An 18,713-nucleotide genomic window follows, 5' to 3' on the forward strand; every position below is an offset into this window, starting at 1 on the left:
CGTATTGCGTCATCCGCCGCTCGTGCGACGAGGCGGATTTGTCTCTTGTACCCGGCTTCAGCCGCTTCATTTCGGCGCTTGGTAAAGCTCGGTCGCGGCTTCTCTCAGCGCGCGCCGGCTCTCCGGCCTGAAATACATCATGTGGCCGCCTTCCAGAAGCTCGACGCGGATAGGCTTTGCGCCGGGAAGCGAAGGCACCTGGCCGACAAGGTAGCGTGACGCCAGATAGGGTGTCACCAGGTCGGTGTAGCCGTTGACGATCAAAACACGGAGGCCGGGATTCAATGTGCGCGCCTGCTGAAGGTCATCCATCACGCCGGCATAGCCCTGACGCGTCGGGCTCGTCCCGTAATCCCAATTGCCGCTGATTTCACGGTTGAGAAGCCGATAGCTTAGATCGGTGCGGAATTTCAATTCCTCCCTGATATAGCTGACAAAGGCGGAAGTGAGCGCCGGCACGCTTCGGTCGAGGACCGGATCAGGACCGCTGGGCCTTGGACTTTCCGGGGCAACGTCTGCCGTTTCGATCGTGCCGTCATAGACGCTGAGAACATTGCCCCTTGCCCGCGCAAACTCCTTGGCGAAGAGCGAGGTGGGAATGCGCGCAAAGTTTCGTTTGACGAGTTCGAGCGGCAGGCCGGTGATTTCGGCAACGCGCGGGCTCGCCAGACGCCCGCCCTGTTCGAGCCCGCTGGCAAGCGCTGCGAGATAGTCGCCAAGCGCATAGCGTTCGACATCGGCCAACCGCTCCTGCAGTTCGGGACCGGTGACGCTTTCGCTGCGCAGGCGCACCGCCGCCAGCGACGGAAGCTCAAGCGCCCAGTGAAGCGGCTGGAACTCGTCGGGCCGCACGAGCGTGAATTCGAGCGCCGGCGAGATGAGCACGATGCCGCGAGGACTGATGCCGATGTCATCCTGAAGCGTCTTGGCAAGCAGTGCCGCCCGAAACCCACCATAGCTTTCGCCGGCAAGAAACACCGGCGACGCTGTGCGGCCCGCCTGTGCCAGATAGAGCCGGATGAAGGCGCCCATCGCGGCGGCGTCCTGGTTGACGCCCCAGAAGCTGCGTGCCTCGGTGCCGGATGCTTCGCGGCTGTAACCCGTTCCGACAGGATCGACAAAGACCAGGTCGGTCATGTCGAGCCAGGTGTTCGGGTTGTCCAAAAGCCGCTGCGGCGGTGGGAGAAAACTTCCATCGGCCGCTGTCGCCATCACGCGTGGACCGAGCGCGCCAAGATGCAGATAGGCGGAAGCTGCTCCGGGACCACCGTTGAATACGAAAGTGATCGGGCGCCGGGGATCAGGTTCCCGGCTTGGCTCGGGACGCAGCGTGTAGGCGACATGAAAGATTTCCGCTGTGACGTCGCCCTTGCCGGATAGCAACGACAGCGTGCCGGCCTTTGCCTGATAATTGAGCGTGCGTTCCGCGATCACGATCGAATGATCTGAGACCTGGGGCGGCGGGAGCAGCGACAGAACGCCACCCGAAGGCGACGGCCGCTCGGCCACTTGCGCATGGCCGGCCGGAAGGCCGCCAGCCAGCAGCAGCATAGCGAGAGTGATTTCTAGCAGCTTTGCACGCATGACGACTCCGCGGCGGAACGACTGCAAGCTACCACGCTGATGGCTCAGCCGAAATCACAGGACCGTGCACGCCCTCGCTGCTGGAACGAGATCGAGCTTTCAATGCACACGCACATCAGCGTGCCGATTTCGGGAGGATTAATCATGCAATTCGCTGTCAGGCCGATCTCCCCGTCTGGAAAACCGGTTCTACGAGACTGGCCCGTCGGCCAGAAAATCCGCTCGCTGCGCAGGTGAGGTAGAGCCCGCTAACTCCTCTACAACCTCCACAGCCGCTTTGCGTTGCTCAACAGCAGCTTTTCCCGTTCATCGGCACTTGCACCGCCAAGCAGTGCGTGCGTTGCTGCAATCCAAGTCGCAAGCCCGCCGCCAAGCGTGCAGACCGGCCAGTCGCTGCCCCACACGACCCGGTCCCAGCCAAAGCATTGGATGGTGTGCTCCACATAGGAACGCAGCGTTTCGACAGTCCAGGATCCAGCGTCCGCATAGGCGACCACACCGGAAATTTTGCCAACGACGTTCGGGCGGCGCGCGATCTCCGCCATATGCTCGCGCCAAGGGTGCTCGCCACCACCCTTGATGTCGGGTACGCCGCAATGGTCGAGCACGAACTGCACACCCGGGGCAAGGTCAACGAGCGCAATCGCCTTGGGAATCTGATGCGGCAGGACGACGAGGTCGAAGGTCAGTCCGGTACCGGCAAGCCGCTTGATGTTTTCGCGAAACAGCGCGCCTTCCGAAAGATCGTCCGGCACGACGTGGAGCACACGTCGAAAACCCTTGACGAAAGGATCGGCGCGCTGGCGCTCGAGATAGGCGGCAAAGCCCGGCTCTTCCGGACGGCAGGAGGCAATCGCCCCGCGCAGTAAACTGTCCTTCTGTTGCGACAGCGCCTTTACGTGACTGGTCTCGGTCTCGATGTCGGCTGAATCGACATCGACTTCCATATGCAATGCGCCCTCTATGCCGGCGCGGCGAGCCTGGATCGCATATTCGTCGTAGGAAAAAGCGCGGTTTAGCGCCGGTACGCCGGAGAGCCAGGGATAGCGCATCGCCGACTTGTCAATCAGGTGCAGATGGGTATCGAAAATCATGGCGGCGCGCTCCTCCTCGGCGTTTCAAAATGATCTCATGGAGAAATTCTGCATTCAAACAAGAATTTACTTCGCCTGCTTGACTGCTGCTCCCGCCAGTTGCGACAGCTTTTCGGTCGCAGCCAGCAACAGTTCTATCGTCCTCGTAATGTCGGGTGCCTTGGGTGCGTTGACCGACGCAAGGATGGCGACCGAGCCCGCCACTGCCCGCATCGCCTGCTTAAGGCGCGCAGATTGATGACGCGAGTGGCGCGCCACATGGTTGCGCCCCGTGCGCTGCCGCGGGGACGATCTCAGCTTCATCGTTGACTGTTTGCAACGGTGGGCTCAGCTTTACTAGCTCGTGGAGTCGACCGAGGTTTCGCTGCCTCGCCTCGGTCGGCGGATAGCCCTCACCTTGCCGCTGTTTCCACCGCCGCAGAAGAACTGATCGCCACCATCGGACTCTAGCCCCGACACGCCTGTTCCAGGTGGCATCTCGAGCTTCTCCAAAACCTTTCCGGTTTCAGGATCTATCCGCCTGACGTCGCTCTCGTCACCTTCCCAGGTGCCGTGCCAGAGTTCGCCGTCGATCCAGCTGACCCCTGTGACGATACGGTTGGAATCGATTGTGCGAAGAACTGCCCCTGTCTGGGGGTCGATCTGATGGATTTTGCGACCACGATTCTGCCCCACCCAAAGTGAGCCTTCGGCCCAGGCGAGTCCGGAGTCGCCGCCGCCACCTGGCGCCGGGATCGTGGCCAGCACTTGGCCGGTCTTCGGATCGATCTTCTGGATGCGATCTTCGGCGATCTGGAACAGGTGCTGGCCGTCGAAGGCCGTACCAGCGTGCGCGGCGACATCGATCGCGCGCACCACCTTGCCGCTCGCAGGATCCAAGGCGTTCAGTTTGTCTCCTGACGCAAACCAGACGTGCTGACCGTCGAACGTAACCCCAGCCACCTGGTCGACACCCGGAAAGGGTCCATATTCGCGGATGACTACGGCTGCAGATCGTTTCATGCTTCTATCCTAATAGCCCGACAGCGAGCCGGGGAGTAACAAGATTGTCGGGAATCCCGGCACCGGCGGGGTCATCCATCGGCGCGCTCGCCCGCGGCCGAACGACTGCACCTTGCCTGCTGCCGCAAGCTGCTCGAGCGAGCGCTGCACGGTGCGCGAGCTGGTTCCGAGCGCGATTGCGAGCGCCGAGCTCGACCACGACTCGCCGTCGGCGAGGAAGGCGAGCACCGCTGCATGCGGCTCGTCAGCAGGCGGCGCCAGCACCACGACATCGCGAGGGCGGCGCGGCTTAAGCGCGAAGCCTCGCTTGGTCGCGCTCACATCCGCCAGTAACCGCAACTCCACCCGAAGCCGGCCGACTTCGACCCGCAACCGGGCACGATGTGATTCATCGGCGTGCTTGCCGCCGAAGGCGCGGGCGACGAGCGTGCTCCTCGGCACGTCTGCGGGCCAGGCTTCGCCCAGTGTGCGCGCAAGCGCGAACAGGACCGGGCGCGTCGCCAGCGAGACGATCGTGCCGGCGTCCCGCACGACATTGCGGCAGGCATCGACAACGAGCGCCCCCGATGCCAGCAGCGCTTCGACCTCCTCGAGCAGGAGCGGGCGCTCCTCACCACGGGCGATCAGGCGCGCCGCGGGCGTGTTCATCACCAGGGATGCGCCTTCAACCTCGGCCGTCAGCGCGGGAATGTCCGCCTGGCGCGCGGCGTGCTCGGCCCGCGCGAGCGCAACACGCGCCGCCTCGGTCCGGAGGCGGCGAATCGCGATCCCCGCAACCACCAGCTCGTGGGCGGCCCTCGACGCGGGTGGGAGCGTTATCGGGTCGAACCCAGCGAGCCTGCCCTCGGCCTCATCGAGGCGTCCGATCAGGAGCAGGCGCCGCGCTTCGAGATTGCGCGCATGCGCGGCATTGACGTGGTCGCCGTGCTTTTCAAGCGTCGCCCGCGCGGCGTCGAGTGCCTTCGCCGGCCAGCCGAGGTCGCGCGAGACCAGCGCGATCTCGGCTTCGGCGACGACGCATCTCGCGCGGGCCACCGCCTCTCTCGGACCGAAGGCGCGCGCAGCACTTTTGAGGAGAGCCTTTGCCCGAACGAGATCGCCGAGCTGCGCCATGGCGATGCCGCGCAGCGCAAGCGCAGGCGCATCGTCACGCAGGGCGACCCGCTTCAATGCGCCGAGGGGATCACCCGTTGCGAGGGCGCGCGCCGCAGCGGTGATCAGCGAGTCCATCGGAATCCCGTCACACTTGTAACTCTCACCATTCGAAATCCGGTCCTAATCTATCTCAGGACCAACAACCAGCGCGCTGTATCGAAACGCGCCGTATCGAAAACGGTGCGAACAACGAGAAAGGAGAAGAACGATGCCGACACACAGGACCGGAACACGAGAGGAGTGGCTGGCAGCGCGGCTTGATCTGCTCAAGGCAGAGAAGGAGCTCACGCGACAAAGCGACGAGGGTGGCGCGGCGGCGGCAAGAATTGCCTTGGGTTCGGATCGACAAGGATTACCGATTCGAGACCGACGAAGGCAGCGCTTCTCTGGCAGACCTTTTCAGGGGACGCTCGCAACTCCTCGTCTACCACTTCATGTTCGGGCCCGATTATACGGCGGGCTGTCCGGCCTGCTCAGCGATCGCGGATGGATTCGATGGCTTCGTCGTCCACCTGGCCAACCACGACGTCACGCTTTCGGCGGTATCGCGGGCACCGCTCGCGAAGCTGCAGGCGTACAAGCGGCGGATGGGATGGACGTTCCCCTGGGCCTCCTCACACGGCAGCGACTTCAATTTCGACTTCGACGTTTCGTTCACCGAGGAGCAGCAGCGCGAGCAAGGCATCGAATACAACTATGTCCGCGAGGCGCCTCTCGCCAAGATCCCCTCGCGTACGACCGCCGACGGCTCCGAGACCTTCGCTGCAATGAGCGGAACGGACATGGCCACCTACACGCGCGAGAGGCCAGGCATGAGCGCATTCGTGCTAGAGGACGGCGTCGTCTACCACGCCTATTCCACCTATGCGCGCGGACTGGACGGGCTCTGGGGCATGTATCAGTGGCTCGACCGCGCGCCTCTAGGGCGTAACGAGGCTGGCGTCTGGTGGCGCCGCCACGACGAGTACGGCCAGGGCTGACGTTCGATGACACTGCACCACACGCAGAAGATGCCGCCCGCAGGCAGCGGATCTGCCGGTCTCCCGAGCGACAATGTCGCCGCCCGCGGCGCGGCCGACTGGTTATCCCTGGCGGCCGCGCCAACCTTCGCAATCATGGCGCTGCTGACGGCCGTTAGCGGCGATGCGGACATGATCTGCTCGGCGGCGCAAGATGCGTCACCGCTCAGCGGAATGGTTATGATGTACTTGCTGATGAGCGCCTTCCATTTGGCGCCTTGGCTGAAGCTGGTTGGCAGCCGATGAAGCGCTGCCCGCCGGTCGTGATCCGGCGTTCGCCAGATCGAAACGGCAACCGGCGCGCGATCTCGCGTAGCCCTACGTGGCGATGTTGACCTCGCCTGCATGACGCATCATGCGGCGAAAGCTCATCGAGATGTGAGCTCGTCTTATGTGCCCGATCGACTCCCAGTCGCCGATCTCGGCGGCGGCAAGCACCTCCTCCATTTCGCGGCGGAACGCAGTGAACTCCTCGACAAGGCCCAACTGCGGCATCATCTTCAGGACGACGCGCGCGACCTGAAAATACAGGCGCTCGCTGATCTCGCGCAGCGGCTGGTTGCCGGTCATCGCGGTGAGCTCGTAGAAAAAGTCCATGTTGAGGCGCAGGAAAGCGCGCTGGTCGGGATTAAGCATTTCGGAATCGCAGCGCGCGATGAGTGCCCTTATCCGGTCGAGGTCGTCCGCCGTGCGCGGGATCGGCGAAAGCTTGCCGACGAGGAGCGCCAGTTCCAGGCGCAAGTGATAGACCTGCTGCAATTCCTCGATGTCGACATCAGTGACGATCGTGCCGACGCCATGGACGGACTGAACCAGACCCTCGAATTCGAGGCGCGCCAGGACACGGCGAACCGGCGTGCGGCTGATCTGGAATTCCTGGGCAAGTTCTTCCTCGGAGAGATGGCTGCCCGGGGCGTAGTCGAGCAGGCAGATGCGGTCGCGCAGTATCCGGTAGATACGCTCGAACCGCTCCCGCGCCGAGAGCGGACGCTGCGGCGCGGCGGTCGCGGCCAACGACGTGGCATCCGTCTCAAGCGTCATCCAGCCTCCAGGACAGCGTGCAGGAACTGCCGCGTCCGCTCGTTCTTGGGGGCGCCGAACAACTCGTTTGGCGGCCCCTGCTCGCAGATCTTGCCGGCATGGAAAAAGCAGACGCGATCGGAGAATTCCTTGGCAAATCCCATCTGGTGGGTGACCATCAGCATGGTGAGGTCATGTTCCCTACCGAGTTTTCGGATGACTTCAAGCACTTCACCGACGAGTTCGGGGTCGAGTGCCGAGGTCACTTCGTCGAACAGCATGATCTTGGGCCGCATGGCGCAAGCGCGGGCGATGGCGACACGCTGCTGCTGGCCGCCGGAAAGCTGCGAGGGATAGTGGTCCTTCTTCTCCGACAAGCCGACCATGTTGAGCAGTTCGGCCGCACGCGCCTCGGCATCGGCCCGCTTCATGCCGAGCACGGTTATCGGGGCCTCAATGCAGTTCTGCATCGCCGTCATGTGCGGGAACAGGTTGAACGACTGGAACACCATGCCGATCTTGGCACGGATCTTGCGGATGTGTGCGAGATCGGCGGGAACAAGCTTGCCGTTCCTCTCCATGTGGGTGAGCGGCTCGCCTTCGACCCAGATGACGCCGTCATTGATCGTCTCCAGCGTCATCAGCATACGCAGCACCGTGGTCTTGCCGGAGCCGGACGGCCCGATGATGGAGACCTTCTCGCCGCGTGCTATTTCCAGATTGAGCCCGTCGAGAACGGTCAGCGCGCCGTAGCGTTTCGAAACATTGTCGAAGCGAACCATCGGTTGTTCCGTCATCGCATGGTCCTCCGGTTGAGCAAGCCTTCGAGGGAGCGAATGAGCGCGGCAGAAACCAGGCTCATAGCAAGGAAGAACAGGCCGACCAGCGTCATCGGCTCAGTGTAGCGGAAGGTTTCGGAGCCGATGATCTTGGCCGTCTGCATCAGCTCCAGCACGGCGATTGCGGAAAGCAATGGCGTCTCCTTGAACAAGGCAACCAGATAGTTGCCGAGCGCCGGAACGATCGGCGGGATCGCCTGCGGAATGATGATGTCGCGGAACGTCGTCCAGGCTGACAGATTGAGTGCGACCGAGGCTTCCCACTGGCCACGATGGATGTTGTCGAAACCGGCGCGATAGACCTCGGAACAATAGGCTGCGTAGTGGATGCCGATGGCAAGCACCCCGGCGGTGAAGGCGTCGAGCACGACGCCAAATTTCGGAAAGACGAAATAGAGAAAGAATATCTGGATCAGCAGCGGGGTCGACCGGATCAGTTCGACCAGCACCGAGATCGTCCAGCCGGTCCACGGCACGGCGATGCGGACGACCGCCAGCACCAGGCCAAGCGAGGCGGCAAGCGCAAACCCGATCAGCGTCGCCTCGATGGAAACGATGGCAGCGCGGGCGAGCACCGGCAGGATTTCAAAAGCAAATGCCCAGTCCCAGATCATGCTGCCTTCCCCCGCGCCAGGCCGAGCGAAGCCCGCCTTTCGAGAAGCCGCATGCCGATGGTCACAACCAGCGACATTGCCAGGTACATCAGCAGGACGAGGGTGAAGATCGGAATGGTCTTGAACGTGTTCTGGTTCATTTGCTGCGCCTTGAAGGCGAGGTCCGAGAGCGTGATCAGCGAGACCAGCGCTGTGGATTTCAAAAGCTCGATGAACAGATTGCCCCAAGGCGGAATCATGGCGACGAAAGCCTGCGGCAGGATGATCCGGCGCAACATCTGGGGACGGCTCATGTTCAATGCAGTACACGCCTCCCACTGTCCGCGGGCAACGGACTGGATCGCGCCGCGCACGACCTCCGATCCGTAAGCACCAACGTTCAGGCCGAGCGCCAGGACAGCAACCAGGAACGCGTCTAGCGTGACACCGAATTGCGGCAGCACGAAAAACAGCCAGAACAATTGCACCAGCGCCGAGGTGCCGCGGAAGATCTCGACATAGACCGTGGCCAGCCATCGGAGCGGCGCCGGGCCATACATCCGCGCCAGAGCCGCGAGCACGCCCATGACAATTGCCAGCAGGCTGCCGAGAATGGCGATCTCGATCGTCAGGACCGCTCCTTGCAGCAGCCCCGGCATAAACACTTTGTAAGATTCCTGTGTTGCCAAGGCACCGATCACGCCAAGCGCGACGACCAGCATGGCAACGAGCGTACGGATTCCCATGCGATTCCCCTAGAAAAAAGGGCGGCGCTTTCGCGCCGCCAGCAGTTGGGAACCTATTTGCCCGCGCAAAGCTCCGCGGTGGTCTTGTTGGGGAGGTAGTCCTTGCCGAAGCCGAGCGGCTCGACCAGCGCGATGTGCTCCGGCGAACCGAGGAACGTCTTCAGCTCGGCGTTGAACGCCTCCAGCAGATCGGTGTCTTCCTTGCGGAAGCCGAAGCCGCCATGGCCTTTCACCGACTTGCCGGCAACCTCGCCGAACGGCTTGGTCGATTCGACGCCGTCGGCCTTCTTGGCCATGTCGGCGATCGAAAGAGCGGTCAGTGCGGCCGCGTCCGCACGGCCCGACTGGACGGCGGCGACCAGGCTGGACTGGTCGGGCAAGGCAACGATTTGCCCTTCGGCGACGCCAGCGTCCTTGGCATAGCCGCCCTCGACGGCGCCAGCCATCACGGCGAGCTTGAGATCCGGGTTTTCCTTTAAGCTGGAAAAGTCCTTCACGCCCTTCGGATTGCCTTTTGCCACCAGCATGGCCTGACCGATGCCGTAGGACGGCTCGGAGAAATTGATCTCGGCACAACGCTTCGGATTGATGAACATGCCGGCGGCGATAATATCGAAGCGGCCGGCCTTGAGACCTGGGATAAGCGAACCGAATTCGGTCAGCACGCCGTCAACCTGCGCGATGCCCATCTTGGCGAGCACCGCCTTGGCAACCTCCGGCGCTTCGCCGGTCAGCTTGCCGTCAGGCGTGGCGTAACCGAACGGCGCCTCGTTGGCAAAGCCGACGCGGATGTAGCCGTCCTTCTTGGCCCGTTCGAGGGTGGTTTCCGCATAAGCGGGCAGCGCTGTGAATGATGTCGCGGCAAGCGCGAGGCAGGCAGCGGCTTTCACGACCATCCGGCGCGATATCGATGATTTGAACATGCTTTTCTCCCATTGAACAACTGACTGACGATTCCCAGGGCGCGACCTTCTTCGAGGTCGACACCTGCTTGTTCAGACGTATACAACTGCCCTAGACATTGTGCAAGCGAAGATATAAAAACAACGGAAAATCGGTAATAATTCGTGGTCAAACCACAAATTGTTGCCCTAGTTGTGCACAATTTGAGAAAAACCAGCGTACCGGTAGGCAGGATTTCGGTGGCGAGCGCGAGCGGTTTCGGGACTTGCACGCAAGCGGAGTATGCGCAGCGCCTGGCCGGCGTGAAGTCACGCATGGGGAAGGCCGGCTTCGACCTCATCATCTGTCAGGATCCAGCCAATATGTGCTGGCTGACCGGCTATGACGGATGGTCGTTCTACGTTCCGCAATGCGTGCTCGTCCATCTAAGGGAAGACCGGCCGATCTGGTTCGGCAGGGCGCAGGATGCCAGGAGCGCACGGCTCACCACTGGCCTGCCGGAGAAGAACATCGTACCGTTCTCGGAACGGCTGGTGCAGCAGCCCGTCGAACATTCCTATGACGAACTCGCCCAGCTGATCCGGTCGCGTGGCTGGGGAAAGGCTCGCATCGGCGTCGAGATGGACGCGCATTATTACACCGCGCGCTGCCATTCCCATCTCGTCAGCGGGCTGCCTGACGCGCACTTCGCCAACAACCACGATCTCGTCAACTGGGCGCGGCTGGTCAAATCCGAAGCCGAGCTGGTGCTGATCCGCGAGGCCGGTGCGATCTGCACGCACGCCATGAACCGCGCCATCGAAAAAATGCGGCCCGGCGTGCCCCAGAACCATGTCATCGCGGAAATCTATCACGCACAGATCATGGGCGTGCCTGGAGCGGGCGGCGACTATGCCGCGATCTGTCCGCTGATGCCCGTCGGCGCGGGCACCAGCACGCCGCACCTGACCTGGTCCGACGCGCCGCTGCCGGACAGCGGCCTCGCCATTCTGGAGATCGCCGGGGTGCGGCGGCGCTATCATGCGGCGCTGACGCGGACCGTACATTTCGGCAAGCCGCCGCAAACCATCGTCGAAATGGCCAAGGCGATCGTCGAGGGCGTCGACGCCGGCCTTGAGATGGCGCGCCCCGGCTACACCGCCGAAGAGGTGGAAGCCGCCTGGCAGGCGGTGTTGAGGAAGAACGGGCTGAAGAAGGAAAGCCGCGTCGGCTATCCGGTCGGGCTCGCCTATCCGCCCGATTGGGGCGAACGCACCGCAAGCCTTCGTCCCGGCGACACCACCGAGATGCAGTCGGGGATGTGCTTCCATTTCATGGCCGGCGTTTGGCTCGACGATTTCGGCATCGCCATCTCGGAATCCTTCGTCGTCACGGATCACGGCGGCGAACGCCTTTGCGACGTGGCAGGCGAACTCATCGTCATCGACTGACCATGACGGACGGGAAGCCGGTCACCGACGAAAGATCATGCCGGCAACGAAGCCGGCAATAAGCATGAGGACGCCTGATGGACCGTAATCCGTTTTCCCAAGCCGAAATCGCCGGCCGCCTTGTCAGGGTCCGCACGGCGCTGGCTGAGCGCGAGCTGGACGCGGCGGTGTTTGCGTCGCCGGAGAACGTCTTCTACCTCACCGGGCTCGATCACTGGGGATATTTCGCCCCTCACCTGCTGATCGTCCCGCTCGAGGGAAAACCTGTTCTGGTCACCCGCTCGATGGAAAAGGTGACGATCGAAAAACAGGTGACGGCAGCGGAATTCCGCGGCCATTCCGACAGCGAAACGGCGGCCGACCTCGCCGCGCGGGTGCTTGCGGAACTCAGCCTGTGCGGCAAGCGGATCGGCCTCGAATACTGGACGGCCGGCCTCAGCCATGGGCTTGCCCTCGCACTCCAGACGCAGGCCGATGCCAGATGGAGCGATGTTTCCGGCCTGGTCGACAAGATGCGGCGGGTGAAGAGCGCCGAAGAACAGGCGCTGATGCGTCAGGCGGCACAGGTGACCGACGCCGCCGCCGGCGCTGCAATCGCCGCGATCTCGGACGGCGCTTCCGAACAGGAGGTTGCGGCCCAATGCGTTGCGGCGATGATCCGCGCCGGCGGTCATGCTCCGGGCTTCGGACCTTTCATCCGCCCGGCCGCGCGCCTGGGTGAGGAGCACACGACCTGGGGCGACGGGATCTACCGCAAGGGCGAGCCGGTCTTCGTCGAACTGTCCGGCTGCATCTCGCGCTATCACGCGCCGCTCGGCCGGCTCGTTCGCATCGGCCACATCAGCGACGAAGACGCCGCGATGGCGGAAGTGACCGCCAGGGCGTTCAATGCGGTCGTCGAGGCGCTGCGGCCCGGCGCCAAGGCGCGCGACGTCTACGCCGCCTGGCAAGCCGTCGCCGACGATGCCGGTCTCTCCCACTATCGCCGCCATCACTGCGGCTACCTCGTCGGCGCCGGACAGCCGCCATCATGGACCGGCGGCAATTCGGTAACCGGCTTGAGGCACGATTCCGACCTCGAGATCGAGACCGGGATGAGCTTCCACATCCTGTCGTGGCTGATGGGCACCGGCCGCGGCGATGACTTCGTCTCCAACACCGTGCTCCTGACCGACGCGGGCGCCGAAGTGCTTACCCGCACGCCGGCCGGCCCGATCGTTCGATAGGCCCGCACGCATGTCGCGCTACTCGGCATTTTCAATTTTCCGCAACGCGCTGTCTGGCCAGAAGAACTGGCAGCGCGCCTGGCGGGCAGCAGAGCCAAAACCGTCCTACGACGTGATCGTCATCGGCGGCGGTGGACACGGCCTCGCTACTGCGTTCTACCTCGCCGAGAACCACGGCATCCGCAATGTCGCGGTGCTCGAAAAAGCCTATATCGGCGGCGGCAATGTCGGCCGCAACACCACCGTCATCCGCTCCAACTACCTGCTCGACGGCAACACCCAGTTCTACGAATTCGCGATGAAACTCTGGGAGGGCATGTCGCGGGCGCTGAACTTCAACGTCATGTTCTCGCAACGCGGCCAGCTGGTCACCGCGCATTCGGCCGATCAGCTCGACGGCTTCAGCCACCGCGCCAACATCATGCGGCTGAACGGCATCGATGCCGATATTCTCGACCGCGACGAGGTACGCCGTCTCGTGCCCTATCTCGACTTTTCCGATACCGCCCGCTTCCCGATCCATGGCGCCATTTTCCAGGGCCGGGCGGGCACGGCGCGCCACGACGCCGTCGCCTGGGGCTATGCGCGCGCCGCCGACGGCCATGGCGTCGACATCATCCAGAACTGCGAGGTGACAGGCTTCCTCCGCGACGGCGACGGTATCGTCGGCGTCGAAACGACGAAAGGCCGGATCGGCGCCGCCAAGGTCGGCCTCGCAGTTGCCGGTCATACATCCGTGCTCGGCGCCAAGGCCGGCCTGGAACTGCCTATCGAAAGCCACGTCCTGCAGGCCTTCGTCACCGAACCGCTGAAGCCGCTCGTAGACCAAGTCGTCGCCTATGGCGCCGACCATTTCTACGTCAGCCAGTCGGACAAGGGCGGGCTGGTCTTCGGCGGCAATCTCGACGGCTACAATTCCTACGCCCAGCGCGGCAACCTCGGCGTCGTGCGCGAAGTGGCGGAGGCGGCGATTGCGCTGATGCCGTGCATTTCGCGCGTCCGTCTGCTGCGCCATTGGGGCGGCGTCATGGACATGACGCCCGATGCCAGCCCGGTCATCTGCCCGACGCCGATCGAGGGCCTCTATCTCAACGGCGGCTGGTGCTATGGCGGCTTCAAGGCGACGCCGGCTTCCGGCTGGTGCTTCGCCCACACGATCGCCACCGGCAAGCCGCATCCGTTGATCGCAGCCTACGGGCTCGAACGTTTCCGCACCGGCCACACGCTCGATGAGGCTGGCGCCGGCCCCTCAGCCTGGCTGCAATAGGAGGCGCAAGACAATGCTGCGCATCGAATGCCCCTGCTGCGGTCTGCGCGACCATGACGAATTCCGCTACGGTGGCGATGCTTCCGTCACGCGTCCGGCCCACCACGATCCCGATCCGGAGGCCTGGTACCGTTACGTTTACATCAGGACAAACCAGGCCGGCCTGCACCGTGAATTCTGGCAGCACGTGACCGGTTGCCGCCAATGGCTGGTGGTCGAACGCGACACGCGCAACCACGCCATCGCATCGGTCTCCCTCGCCAGGAAATTATCGGCCAGGAAATCACCCGCCAGGAAATCGCCGGCATGAGTTCGAACCACAAGCGGTTGTCGATGGGTGGCCGTATCGACCGCGAGCAGCCGGTCGAGTTTACCTTCGACGGCCGGAGCCTGATCGGATATCGCGGCGACACGCTTGCCTCCGCGCTGCTCGCCAACGGCGTCACCCTGGTCGGGCGCAGCTTCAAATATCATCGTCCGCGCGGCATTTTTTCCGCCGGGCCCGAGGAGCCGAATGCGCTGGTTACGCAGGGAATCGCAGGCAGGCGCGAGCCGAACCTGCCGGCGACGACACTGGAACTCGCAGACGGCATGGTCGCGCAGAGCCAGAACCGCTGGCCTTCGCTTGCCTTTGACGTGCAAAGCGCCAACGGCCTGTTGGCGCCGTTCCTTTCGGCCGGCTTCTACTACAAGACGTTCATGGGTCCGACGCGCCGCGCCTGGATGTTCTACGAGCACTTTATCCGCAAGGCGGCCGGGCTCGGCAGAGCCGGCAGCGACCCTGATCCCGACCGCTACGACATCAGTCACGCCTTTGCCGATGTCGCAATCGTCGGCGGCGGCCCGGCGGGATTGTCGGCGGCGCGTGCTGCCGCAGCGGCCGGCGCGCGGGTCGCGCTGATCGAGCAGGATTTCCTGCTCGGCGGCCAGCTTCTGGCGGAACCGTCCGACAGCGCTGCCGCCGCATGGCTGAGACAGGCCGTGGCCGAGCTGGAGGGCTTCGAAACCGTCGCCCTGATGAAGCGGACGACCGCTTTCGGCATCTATGACGGCAATGTCATCGGACTGGTCGAGCAACGCGACCCAACCGAGCCGCAGCCGGCCGGCGAAGTGCTGCAGACATTCACCATGCTTCGCGCCCGCTCGATCGTTTTCGCCACCGGCGCCATCGAGCGGCCATTGATATTCTCCAACAACGACCGGCCCGGCGTCATGCTTGCGTCAGCCGCCCGTACCTATCTCAACCGTTTCGCCGTCCTGCCCGGCAAAAAAATCATCGTCGCCACCACCAATGACGGCGCCTGGCGCGCCGCCTTCGACCTTGCCGATGCGGGCGCAGAGGTGACGGTTGCCGATCTGCGTGCAGCGCCGCCCACAGCACTTGCCGCAGAAGCCGCACGGCTCGGCGTGGTGGTGCGGGCCGCAACGCGCATCGTCGACGTGCGCGGCGGCCATGCCGTCAGGCGTGCAACGCTCAACGGGCCGGACGGCCAATCGGAAACGGCCTGCGACCTGGTCTGCGTGTCCGGCGGCTGGTCGCCAACCGTGCATCTCACCTCCCATCTTGGCGTCAAACCTCAATATCGCGACGACATTGGCGGCTTCGTGCCGGGCGCGTTTGCGGCGGACCGGTCCGGCGCCGGTTCGATGATGGGAACTTATTCGACCGCCGATGCCGTCAAGGAGGGTCATCGCGCCGGCATCGAAGCAGCATCATTCTGCGGCAAGTCTGCGCCGGTGCCCGCTCCGTCGAAACTCGATCTCGGCGAGACCGCCACGGCACAGCTCCGCGAGGTCCTGCCCGCTGGACGTGGAAAGGCCTTCGTCGATTTCCAGATGGACGTGACGACCGGGGATATCGAGCTCGCCCATCGCGAGGGCTATGAATCGGTCGAGCACCTGAAGCGCTACACCACGCTCGGCATGGGCACCGACCAGGGCAAGACCAGCAATTTTGCGGCGCTTGCCTCGATGGCGGCCTTACGAAACGCAACGATCCCCGAGACCGGCGCCACGACCTTTCGCCCGCCCTATACGCCGGTCGCCATCGGTGCGCTTGCCGGACGCGCCATCGGCCATCATTTCAAGCCGATCCGCCGCACCCCGATCCACGACTGGCACATGGCGAACGGCGCCGAGATGCTGGAGGTCGGGCTCTGGATGCGACCCTATTTCTACAGGCGATCCGGAAGTGACGTGAACGAAGCCTATGTCGCCGAAATGCGGAATGTGCGCCAGGCCGCAGGCCTGATGGACATCTCCACCCTCGGCAAGATCGACGTCCAGGGCCCGGATGCCGCGATTTTCCTCGATCGCATCTACGCCAACGGCTTTGCCAAACTGCCGGTCGGCCGCGCCCGCTACGGCGTCATGCTGCGCGACGACGGCATCGTCTTCGATGACGGCACCACGACGCGGCTGGCCGAGAACCGGTTCTTCATGACCACCTCGACTGCCAAGGCCGCCGACGTGCTGTCGCGTCTTGAATTCCTGCTCGATACGGCCTGGCCGGATTTGCGCGTCGCCGTGACCTCGGTGAGCGATGAATGGGCGGCGATGTCGGTTGCCGGACCGAAAAGCCGGGCAATTCTGAGTGCGGCATTTCCCGCTCTCGATGTTTCCGATGCAGCACTTGCGCATATGGGATTGCTCGAAAGCGAATGGGAGGGCCATGCGCTCCTCATCCTGCGCCTCAGTTATTCCGGCGAGCGCGCCTACGAAATCTATGTCGGCGCAACTGCCGGTGAACAACTCTGGAGCCGCCTGCTCGAAGCCGGCAGAGCATTCGACCTGAAGCCTTACGGCGTCGAGGCGCTCGGCGCGCTGCGCGTCGAAAAGGGCCATGTCGCCGGACCTGAAATCGATGGGCGCACGACGCTCGACGATCTTGGCCTCGGCCGCATGGCCGGCAAGCATACCGGCTTCGTCGGCGACGTGCTGCGACGGCGCCCCGCCTTCCAGGCGCCCGACCGCCAGCGCCTGGTCGGGCTGGAATGCATCGAGGAGGGAAAACGCCTGCGCAGTGGCGCGATCCTGTTCCTGCCGGGCGAGAAACCTTACGGCCACGGGCGCGGCCGCGTGACTTCCGTCACCTTCAGCCCCGAACGCGGCCACTATGTCGGGCTGGCCTTGCTTGCCGGCGATGTCGCCAGCGAAGGAAGCGAGGTCGTGGCCGTCTATCCGATGAAAGCCGAAACGGTGCGTGCCCGCATCGTCTCGCCGGTATTCCTCGATCCGCAGGGGGAGCGACTGCATGGCTAGCCCGGATTTCAGCCTGTCCGTGGCCGATTGCCCGCTCATCCAGATCGAGGGCTGGGACGTCACGCTAGGGCAATTCGAAACGAGCCTCTCGGCGTCGCTCGGCACCAAGCTCCCCGCCTCGGTCGGAGAGACGGTTCGCCAAAAAGGTCTCCTCGTGATCCGCGTCGCGCCTCGCCGTCTCTGGCTGGCTCTCGACGACGGTTTTGAAGCGCCTTCGCTTGCCGTCGACCCCGATCTCGGTTGTTCGGTCTCTCTCGACGAAGGTCGCGTGCGTTTCAGAATGGCTGGGGCCGACGTCGCGCGGGTCCTCTCCAAATGCATCACTGTCGACTGGCGCGCGCCGGCGGCCGCCCCGGGCCGCGCCGTGCTGACATCCCTGCATCATGTGCCCGTGCTGTTCCTGCGCACCGGCGATACCGCGTGCGAACTCTTCGTGCCGCGAAGTTTTTCGCAAAGCCTCTCGGACTGGATTTCCGGACTGGATTGCTGACGCCGCGGGTAGGAAAAGGACCAGGGCGCGAGCGCTCGTCTCAGGCGGCGCTCCACGGTCTTGCCCCTTGGATGATCTCTTGAGCGCGTACGGCAAAGCGACCGGCGAGAGGCGACATGCCGGCGGCATCGGCCGACACCGCGCTGCCTGCCCGCGCACGGTCGGCGATGCCGACGAAGATCACCGCGAAACGGAACAGCGAAAAAACCAGGTGGAAGCGTTGCAAGGGCGCAGTGGGTACGGCATGCGCGAAATAATGGTCGAGGAATTCGCGCTGACTTGGGATGCCGAGGGCGGCATGATCGAGGCCGAGGATGCCGCCATATTCGTCTGGAGTCGAATGCCAGGTCATCGAGCAAAAGCCGAGATCGGCGAGCGGATGGCCGATCGTCGACAGCTCCCAATCGAGAATGCCGATCACCTCCGGCTTATCGGGATGAAACAGCAGATTTCCGAGGCGGAAGTCGCCATGGGCGATCGACACGCGCCCGTCGTCCGCGGGCATATGCTGCGGCAGCCAGTCGGCGACCGCTTCGAGTGCCGGAATACTGTCACTCGGCGATTGCCTGAGCTGTCTTGTCCAGCGGCCGATCTGGCGCTCGAAATAGTTGCCGGGCCGACCGTAGTCGCCGAGACCGACCGCGTCGGGACGGACAGCGTGCAATCTGGCCATCGCTTCGGCCATGCCGAAATAGATGCCGCGTCGCTCCGCGGGCGAAATGCCAGGCAGCGAACAGTCGTGGAAGACGCGACCATCCAGCCGCTCCATCAGGTAGAAAGCCGTGCCGAGCGGCTCGGCGCCGGCGTGATAGAGCACCGGCCTGGGCACCGGGACGTCGGTCGGTGCGAGCGCTTCAAGCACGCGGAACTCGCGGTCGACGGCATGCGCCCCGCTCAGAATCGGCCCGGCCGGCTTCTTGCGCAGCACCATGCGATGCGCACCATAGTCGACGAAGTAGGTGGGATTGGACTGCCCGCCGCCGATCCGCTCGAGCGTCATTGCGGCATCGCCGAAGCGGTTCGCGAGAAAGTCCTTCAATGCCGCAGGATCGAAGTCCGCATTCAGCGGCATCTTTTCCTCCTG

18 protein-coding genes and 1 pseudogene are annotated in these 18,713 nt (G+C 63.9%); 8 read left to right on the forward strand and 11 right to left on the reverse strand.

Features of this window, described 5'->3' with window-relative positions:
- Positions 1-66: 66 nt before the first annotated feature.
- The 5 genes from JG739_RS27220 to JG739_RS27240 all read right to left on the reverse strand — a co-directional run bounded on the left by JG739_RS27220 (position 67) and on the right by JG739_RS27240 (position 4,910).
- On the reverse strand, positions 67-1,584 hold the full coding sequence (locus JG739_RS27220; protein ID WP_202364220.1) for a S10 family peptidase: 1,518 nt from the start codon (positions 1,582-1,584) through the stop codon (positions 67-69).
- A 257-nt stretch (positions 1,585-1,841) separates the two neighbouring features.
- A complete protein-coding gene (locus tag JG739_RS27225; RefSeq protein ID WP_202364221.1) occupies positions 1,842-2,678 on the reverse strand; it encodes an amidohydrolase family protein in 837 nt (278 codons plus the stop codon).
- Positions 2,679-2,744: 66 nt separating this feature from the next.
- Positions 2,745-2,882, reverse strand: coding sequence for a hypothetical protein (locus tag JG739_RS27230; RefSeq protein ID WP_244750006.1), 138 nt, complete (start codon positions 2,880-2,882; stop codon positions 2,745-2,747).
- 132 nt (positions 2,883-3,014) lie between these two features.
- Positions 3,015-3,680 carry a Vgb family protein gene (locus tag JG739_RS27235; protein WP_202364222.1) on the reverse strand — a complete coding sequence of 222 codons (666 nt, stop codon included), beginning with the start codon at positions 3,678-3,680 and terminating at the stop codon, positions 3,015-3,017.
- A gap of 9 nt (positions 3,681-3,689) precedes the next feature.
- The gene (locus JG739_RS27240) at positions 3,690-4,910 is read right to left on the reverse strand and encodes a helix-turn-helix domain-containing protein (protein ID WP_202364223.1); all 1,221 of its coding nucleotides are present in this window, start codon (positions 4,908-4,910) and stop codon (positions 3,690-3,692) included.
- A 133-nt stretch (positions 4,911-5,043) separates the two neighbouring features.
- Between JG739_RS27240 and JG739_RS27245 the strand changes: the two are divergent.
- Together JG739_RS27245 and JG739_RS27250 are read left to right on the forward strand one after the other, a co-directional pair.
- A pseudogene (locus JG739_RS27245) lies at positions 5,044-5,815 on the forward strand (DUF899 domain-containing protein).
- A gap of 6 nt (positions 5,816-5,821) precedes the next feature.
- Positions 5,822-6,100, forward strand: coding sequence for a hypothetical protein (locus JG739_RS27250; RefSeq protein WP_244749593.1), 279 nt, complete (start codon positions 5,822-5,824; stop codon positions 6,098-6,100).
- Between the two features lie 72 nt (positions 6,101-6,172).
- Here the strand turns inward: JG739_RS27250 and JG739_RS27255 are convergent, their stop codons facing one another.
- Genes JG739_RS27255 through ehuB form a run of 5 tightly spaced genes read right to left on the reverse strand, consistent with a single transcriptional unit; the run spans position 6,173 to position 9,975 of the window.
- A complete protein-coding gene (locus JG739_RS27255) occupies positions 6,173-6,895 on the reverse strand; it encodes a GntR family transcriptional regulator (protein ID WP_202364224.1) in 723 nt (240 codons plus the stop codon).
- Positions 6,892-7,671 (reverse strand): ectoine/hydroxyectoine ABC transporter ATP-binding protein EhuA, encoded by a 780-nt coding sequence (gene ehuA, locus JG739_RS27260; protein ID WP_274609406.1) that lies wholly within the window; start codon positions 7,669-7,671, stop codon positions 6,892-6,894. The genes JG739_RS27255 and ehuA overlap by 4 nt, the downstream gene beginning before the upstream one ends.
- Positions 7,668-8,327 (reverse strand): ectoine/hydroxyectoine ABC transporter permease subunit EhuD, encoded by a 660-nt coding sequence (ehuD, locus tag JG739_RS27265; RefSeq protein WP_095495147.1) that lies wholly within the window; start codon positions 8,325-8,327, stop codon positions 7,668-7,670. The genes ehuA and ehuD overlap by 4 nt, the downstream gene beginning before the upstream one ends.
- Positions 8,324-9,052 (reverse strand): ectoine/hydroxyectoine ABC transporter permease subunit EhuC, encoded by a 729-nt coding sequence (gene ehuC / locus JG739_RS27270; protein WP_202364225.1) that lies wholly within the window; start codon positions 9,050-9,052, stop codon positions 8,324-8,326. The genes ehuD and ehuC overlap by 4 nt, the downstream gene beginning before the upstream one ends.
- A gap of 53 nt (positions 9,053-9,105) precedes the next feature.
- Positions 9,106-9,975, reverse strand: a complete 870-nt coding sequence (gene ehuB, locus JG739_RS27275) for an ectoine/hydroxyectoine ABC transporter substrate-binding protein EhuB (protein ID WP_202364226.1) — start codon at positions 9,973-9,975, stop codon at positions 9,106-9,108.
- 294 nt (positions 9,976-10,269) lie between these two features.
- On the opposite strand from ehuB, the gene JG739_RS27280 reads away from it, so the two are divergent.
- The 6 genes from JG739_RS27280 (at position 10,270) to JG739_RS27305 (ending at position 17,629) form a co-directional block, all read left to right on the forward strand.
- Positions 10,270-11,385: a M24 family metallopeptidase gene (locus JG739_RS27280; protein ID WP_202364227.1), complete on the forward strand. Its 1,116-nt coding sequence runs from the start codon at positions 10,270-10,272 to the stop codon at positions 11,383-11,385.
- Between the two features lie 77 nt (positions 11,386-11,462).
- Positions 11,463-12,611, forward strand: coding sequence for a M24 family metallopeptidase (locus JG739_RS27285; protein WP_202364228.1), 1,149 nt, complete (start codon positions 11,463-11,465; stop codon positions 12,609-12,611).
- A gap of 10 nt (positions 12,612-12,621) precedes the next feature.
- The gene (locus JG739_RS27290; protein WP_202364229.1) at positions 12,622-13,878 is read left to right on the forward strand and encodes a sarcosine oxidase subunit beta family protein; all 1,257 of its coding nucleotides are present in this window, start codon (positions 12,622-12,624) and stop codon (positions 13,876-13,878) included.
- 13 nt (positions 13,879-13,891) lie between these two features.
- Positions 13,892-14,188: a sarcosine oxidase subunit delta gene (locus tag JG739_RS27295; RefSeq protein WP_202364230.1), complete on the forward strand. Its 297-nt coding sequence runs from the start codon at positions 13,892-13,894 to the stop codon at positions 14,186-14,188.
- Entirely contained in the window at positions 14,185-17,139 is a 2,955-nt protein-coding gene (locus JG739_RS27300; protein WP_202364231.1) for a sarcosine oxidase subunit alpha family protein, read from the forward strand. The genes JG739_RS27295 and JG739_RS27300 overlap by 4 nt, the downstream gene beginning before the upstream one ends.
- Positions 17,132-17,629 carry a sarcosine oxidase subunit gamma gene (locus JG739_RS27305; protein ID WP_202364232.1) on the forward strand — a complete coding sequence of 166 codons (498 nt, stop codon included), beginning with the start codon at positions 17,132-17,134 and terminating at the stop codon, positions 17,627-17,629. The genes JG739_RS27300 and JG739_RS27305 overlap by 8 nt, the downstream gene beginning before the upstream one ends.
- A gap of 40 nt (positions 17,630-17,669) precedes the next feature.
- Here JG739_RS27305 and JG739_RS27310 read toward each other — a convergent pair whose 3' ends face one another.
- Positions 17,670-18,701 carry a phosphotransferase family protein gene (locus tag JG739_RS27310; RefSeq protein WP_202364233.1) on the reverse strand — a complete coding sequence of 344 codons (1,032 nt, stop codon included), beginning with the start codon at positions 18,699-18,701 and terminating at the stop codon, positions 17,670-17,672.
- Positions 18,702-18,713 lie beyond the last annotated feature (12 nt).

The organism is Mesorhizobium sp. L-2-11 (assembly GCF_016756595.1).
Classification (GTDB): Bacteria; Pseudomonadota; Alphaproteobacteria; order Rhizobiales; family Rhizobiaceae; genus Mesorhizobium.

Coding starts and splice junctions, on each gene's coding strand:
- JG739_RS27220 (WP_202364220.1), bottom strand. CDS start 1,584: ATGCGTGCAAAGCTGCTAGAAATCACTCTCGCTATGCTGCTGCTGGCT.
- JG739_RS27225 (WP_202364221.1), bottom strand. CDS start 2,678: ATGATTTTCGATACCCATCTGCACCTGATTGACAAGTCGGCGATGCGC.
- JG739_RS27235 (WP_202364222.1), bottom strand. CDS start 3,680: ATGAAACGATCTGCAGCCGTAGTCATCCGCGAATATGGACCCTTTCCG.
- JG739_RS27240 (WP_202364223.1), bottom strand. CDS start 4,910: ATGGACTCGCTGATCACCGCTGCGGCGCGCGCCCTCGCAACGGGTGAT.
- JG739_RS27250 (WP_244749593.1), top strand. CDS start 5,822: ATGACACTGCACCACACGCAGAAGATGCCGCCCGCAGGCAGCGGATCT.
- JG739_RS27255 (WP_202364224.1), bottom strand. CDS start 6,895: ATGACGCTTGAGACGGATGCCACGTCGTTGGCCGCGACCGCCGCGCCG.
- ehuA (WP_274609406.1), bottom strand. CDS start 7,671: ATGACGGAACAACCGATGGTTCGCTTCGACAATGTTTCGAAACGCTAC.
- ehuD (WP_095495147.1), bottom strand. CDS start 8,327: ATGATCTGGGACTGGGCATTTGCTTTTGAAATCCTGCCGGTGCTCGCC.
- ehuC (WP_202364225.1), bottom strand. CDS start 9,052: ATGGGAATCCGTACGCTCGTTGCCATGCTGGTCGTCGCGCTTGGCGTG.
- ehuB (WP_202364226.1), bottom strand. CDS start 9,975: ATGTTCAAATCATCGATATCGCGCCGGATGGTCGTGAAAGCCGCTGCC.
- JG739_RS27280 (WP_202364227.1), top strand. CDS start 10,270: ATGGGGAAGGCCGGCTTCGACCTCATCATCTGTCAGGATCCAGCCAAT.
- JG739_RS27285 (WP_202364228.1), top strand. CDS start 11,463: ATGGACCGTAATCCGTTTTCCCAAGCCGAAATCGCCGGCCGCCTTGTC.
- JG739_RS27290 (WP_202364229.1), top strand. CDS start 12,622: ATGTCGCGCTACTCGGCATTTTCAATTTTCCGCAACGCGCTGTCTGGC.
- JG739_RS27295 (WP_202364230.1), top strand. CDS start 13,892: ATGCTGCGCATCGAATGCCCCTGCTGCGGTCTGCGCGACCATGACGAA.
- JG739_RS27300 (WP_202364231.1), top strand. CDS start 14,185: ATGAGTTCGAACCACAAGCGGTTGTCGATGGGTGGCCGTATCGACCGC.
- JG739_RS27305 (WP_202364232.1), top strand. CDS start 17,132: ATGGCTAGCCCGGATTTCAGCCTGTCCGTGGCCGATTGCCCGCTCATC.
- JG739_RS27310 (WP_202364233.1), bottom strand. CDS start 18,701: ATGCCGCTGAATGCGGACTTCGATCCTGCGGCATTGAAGGACTTTCTC.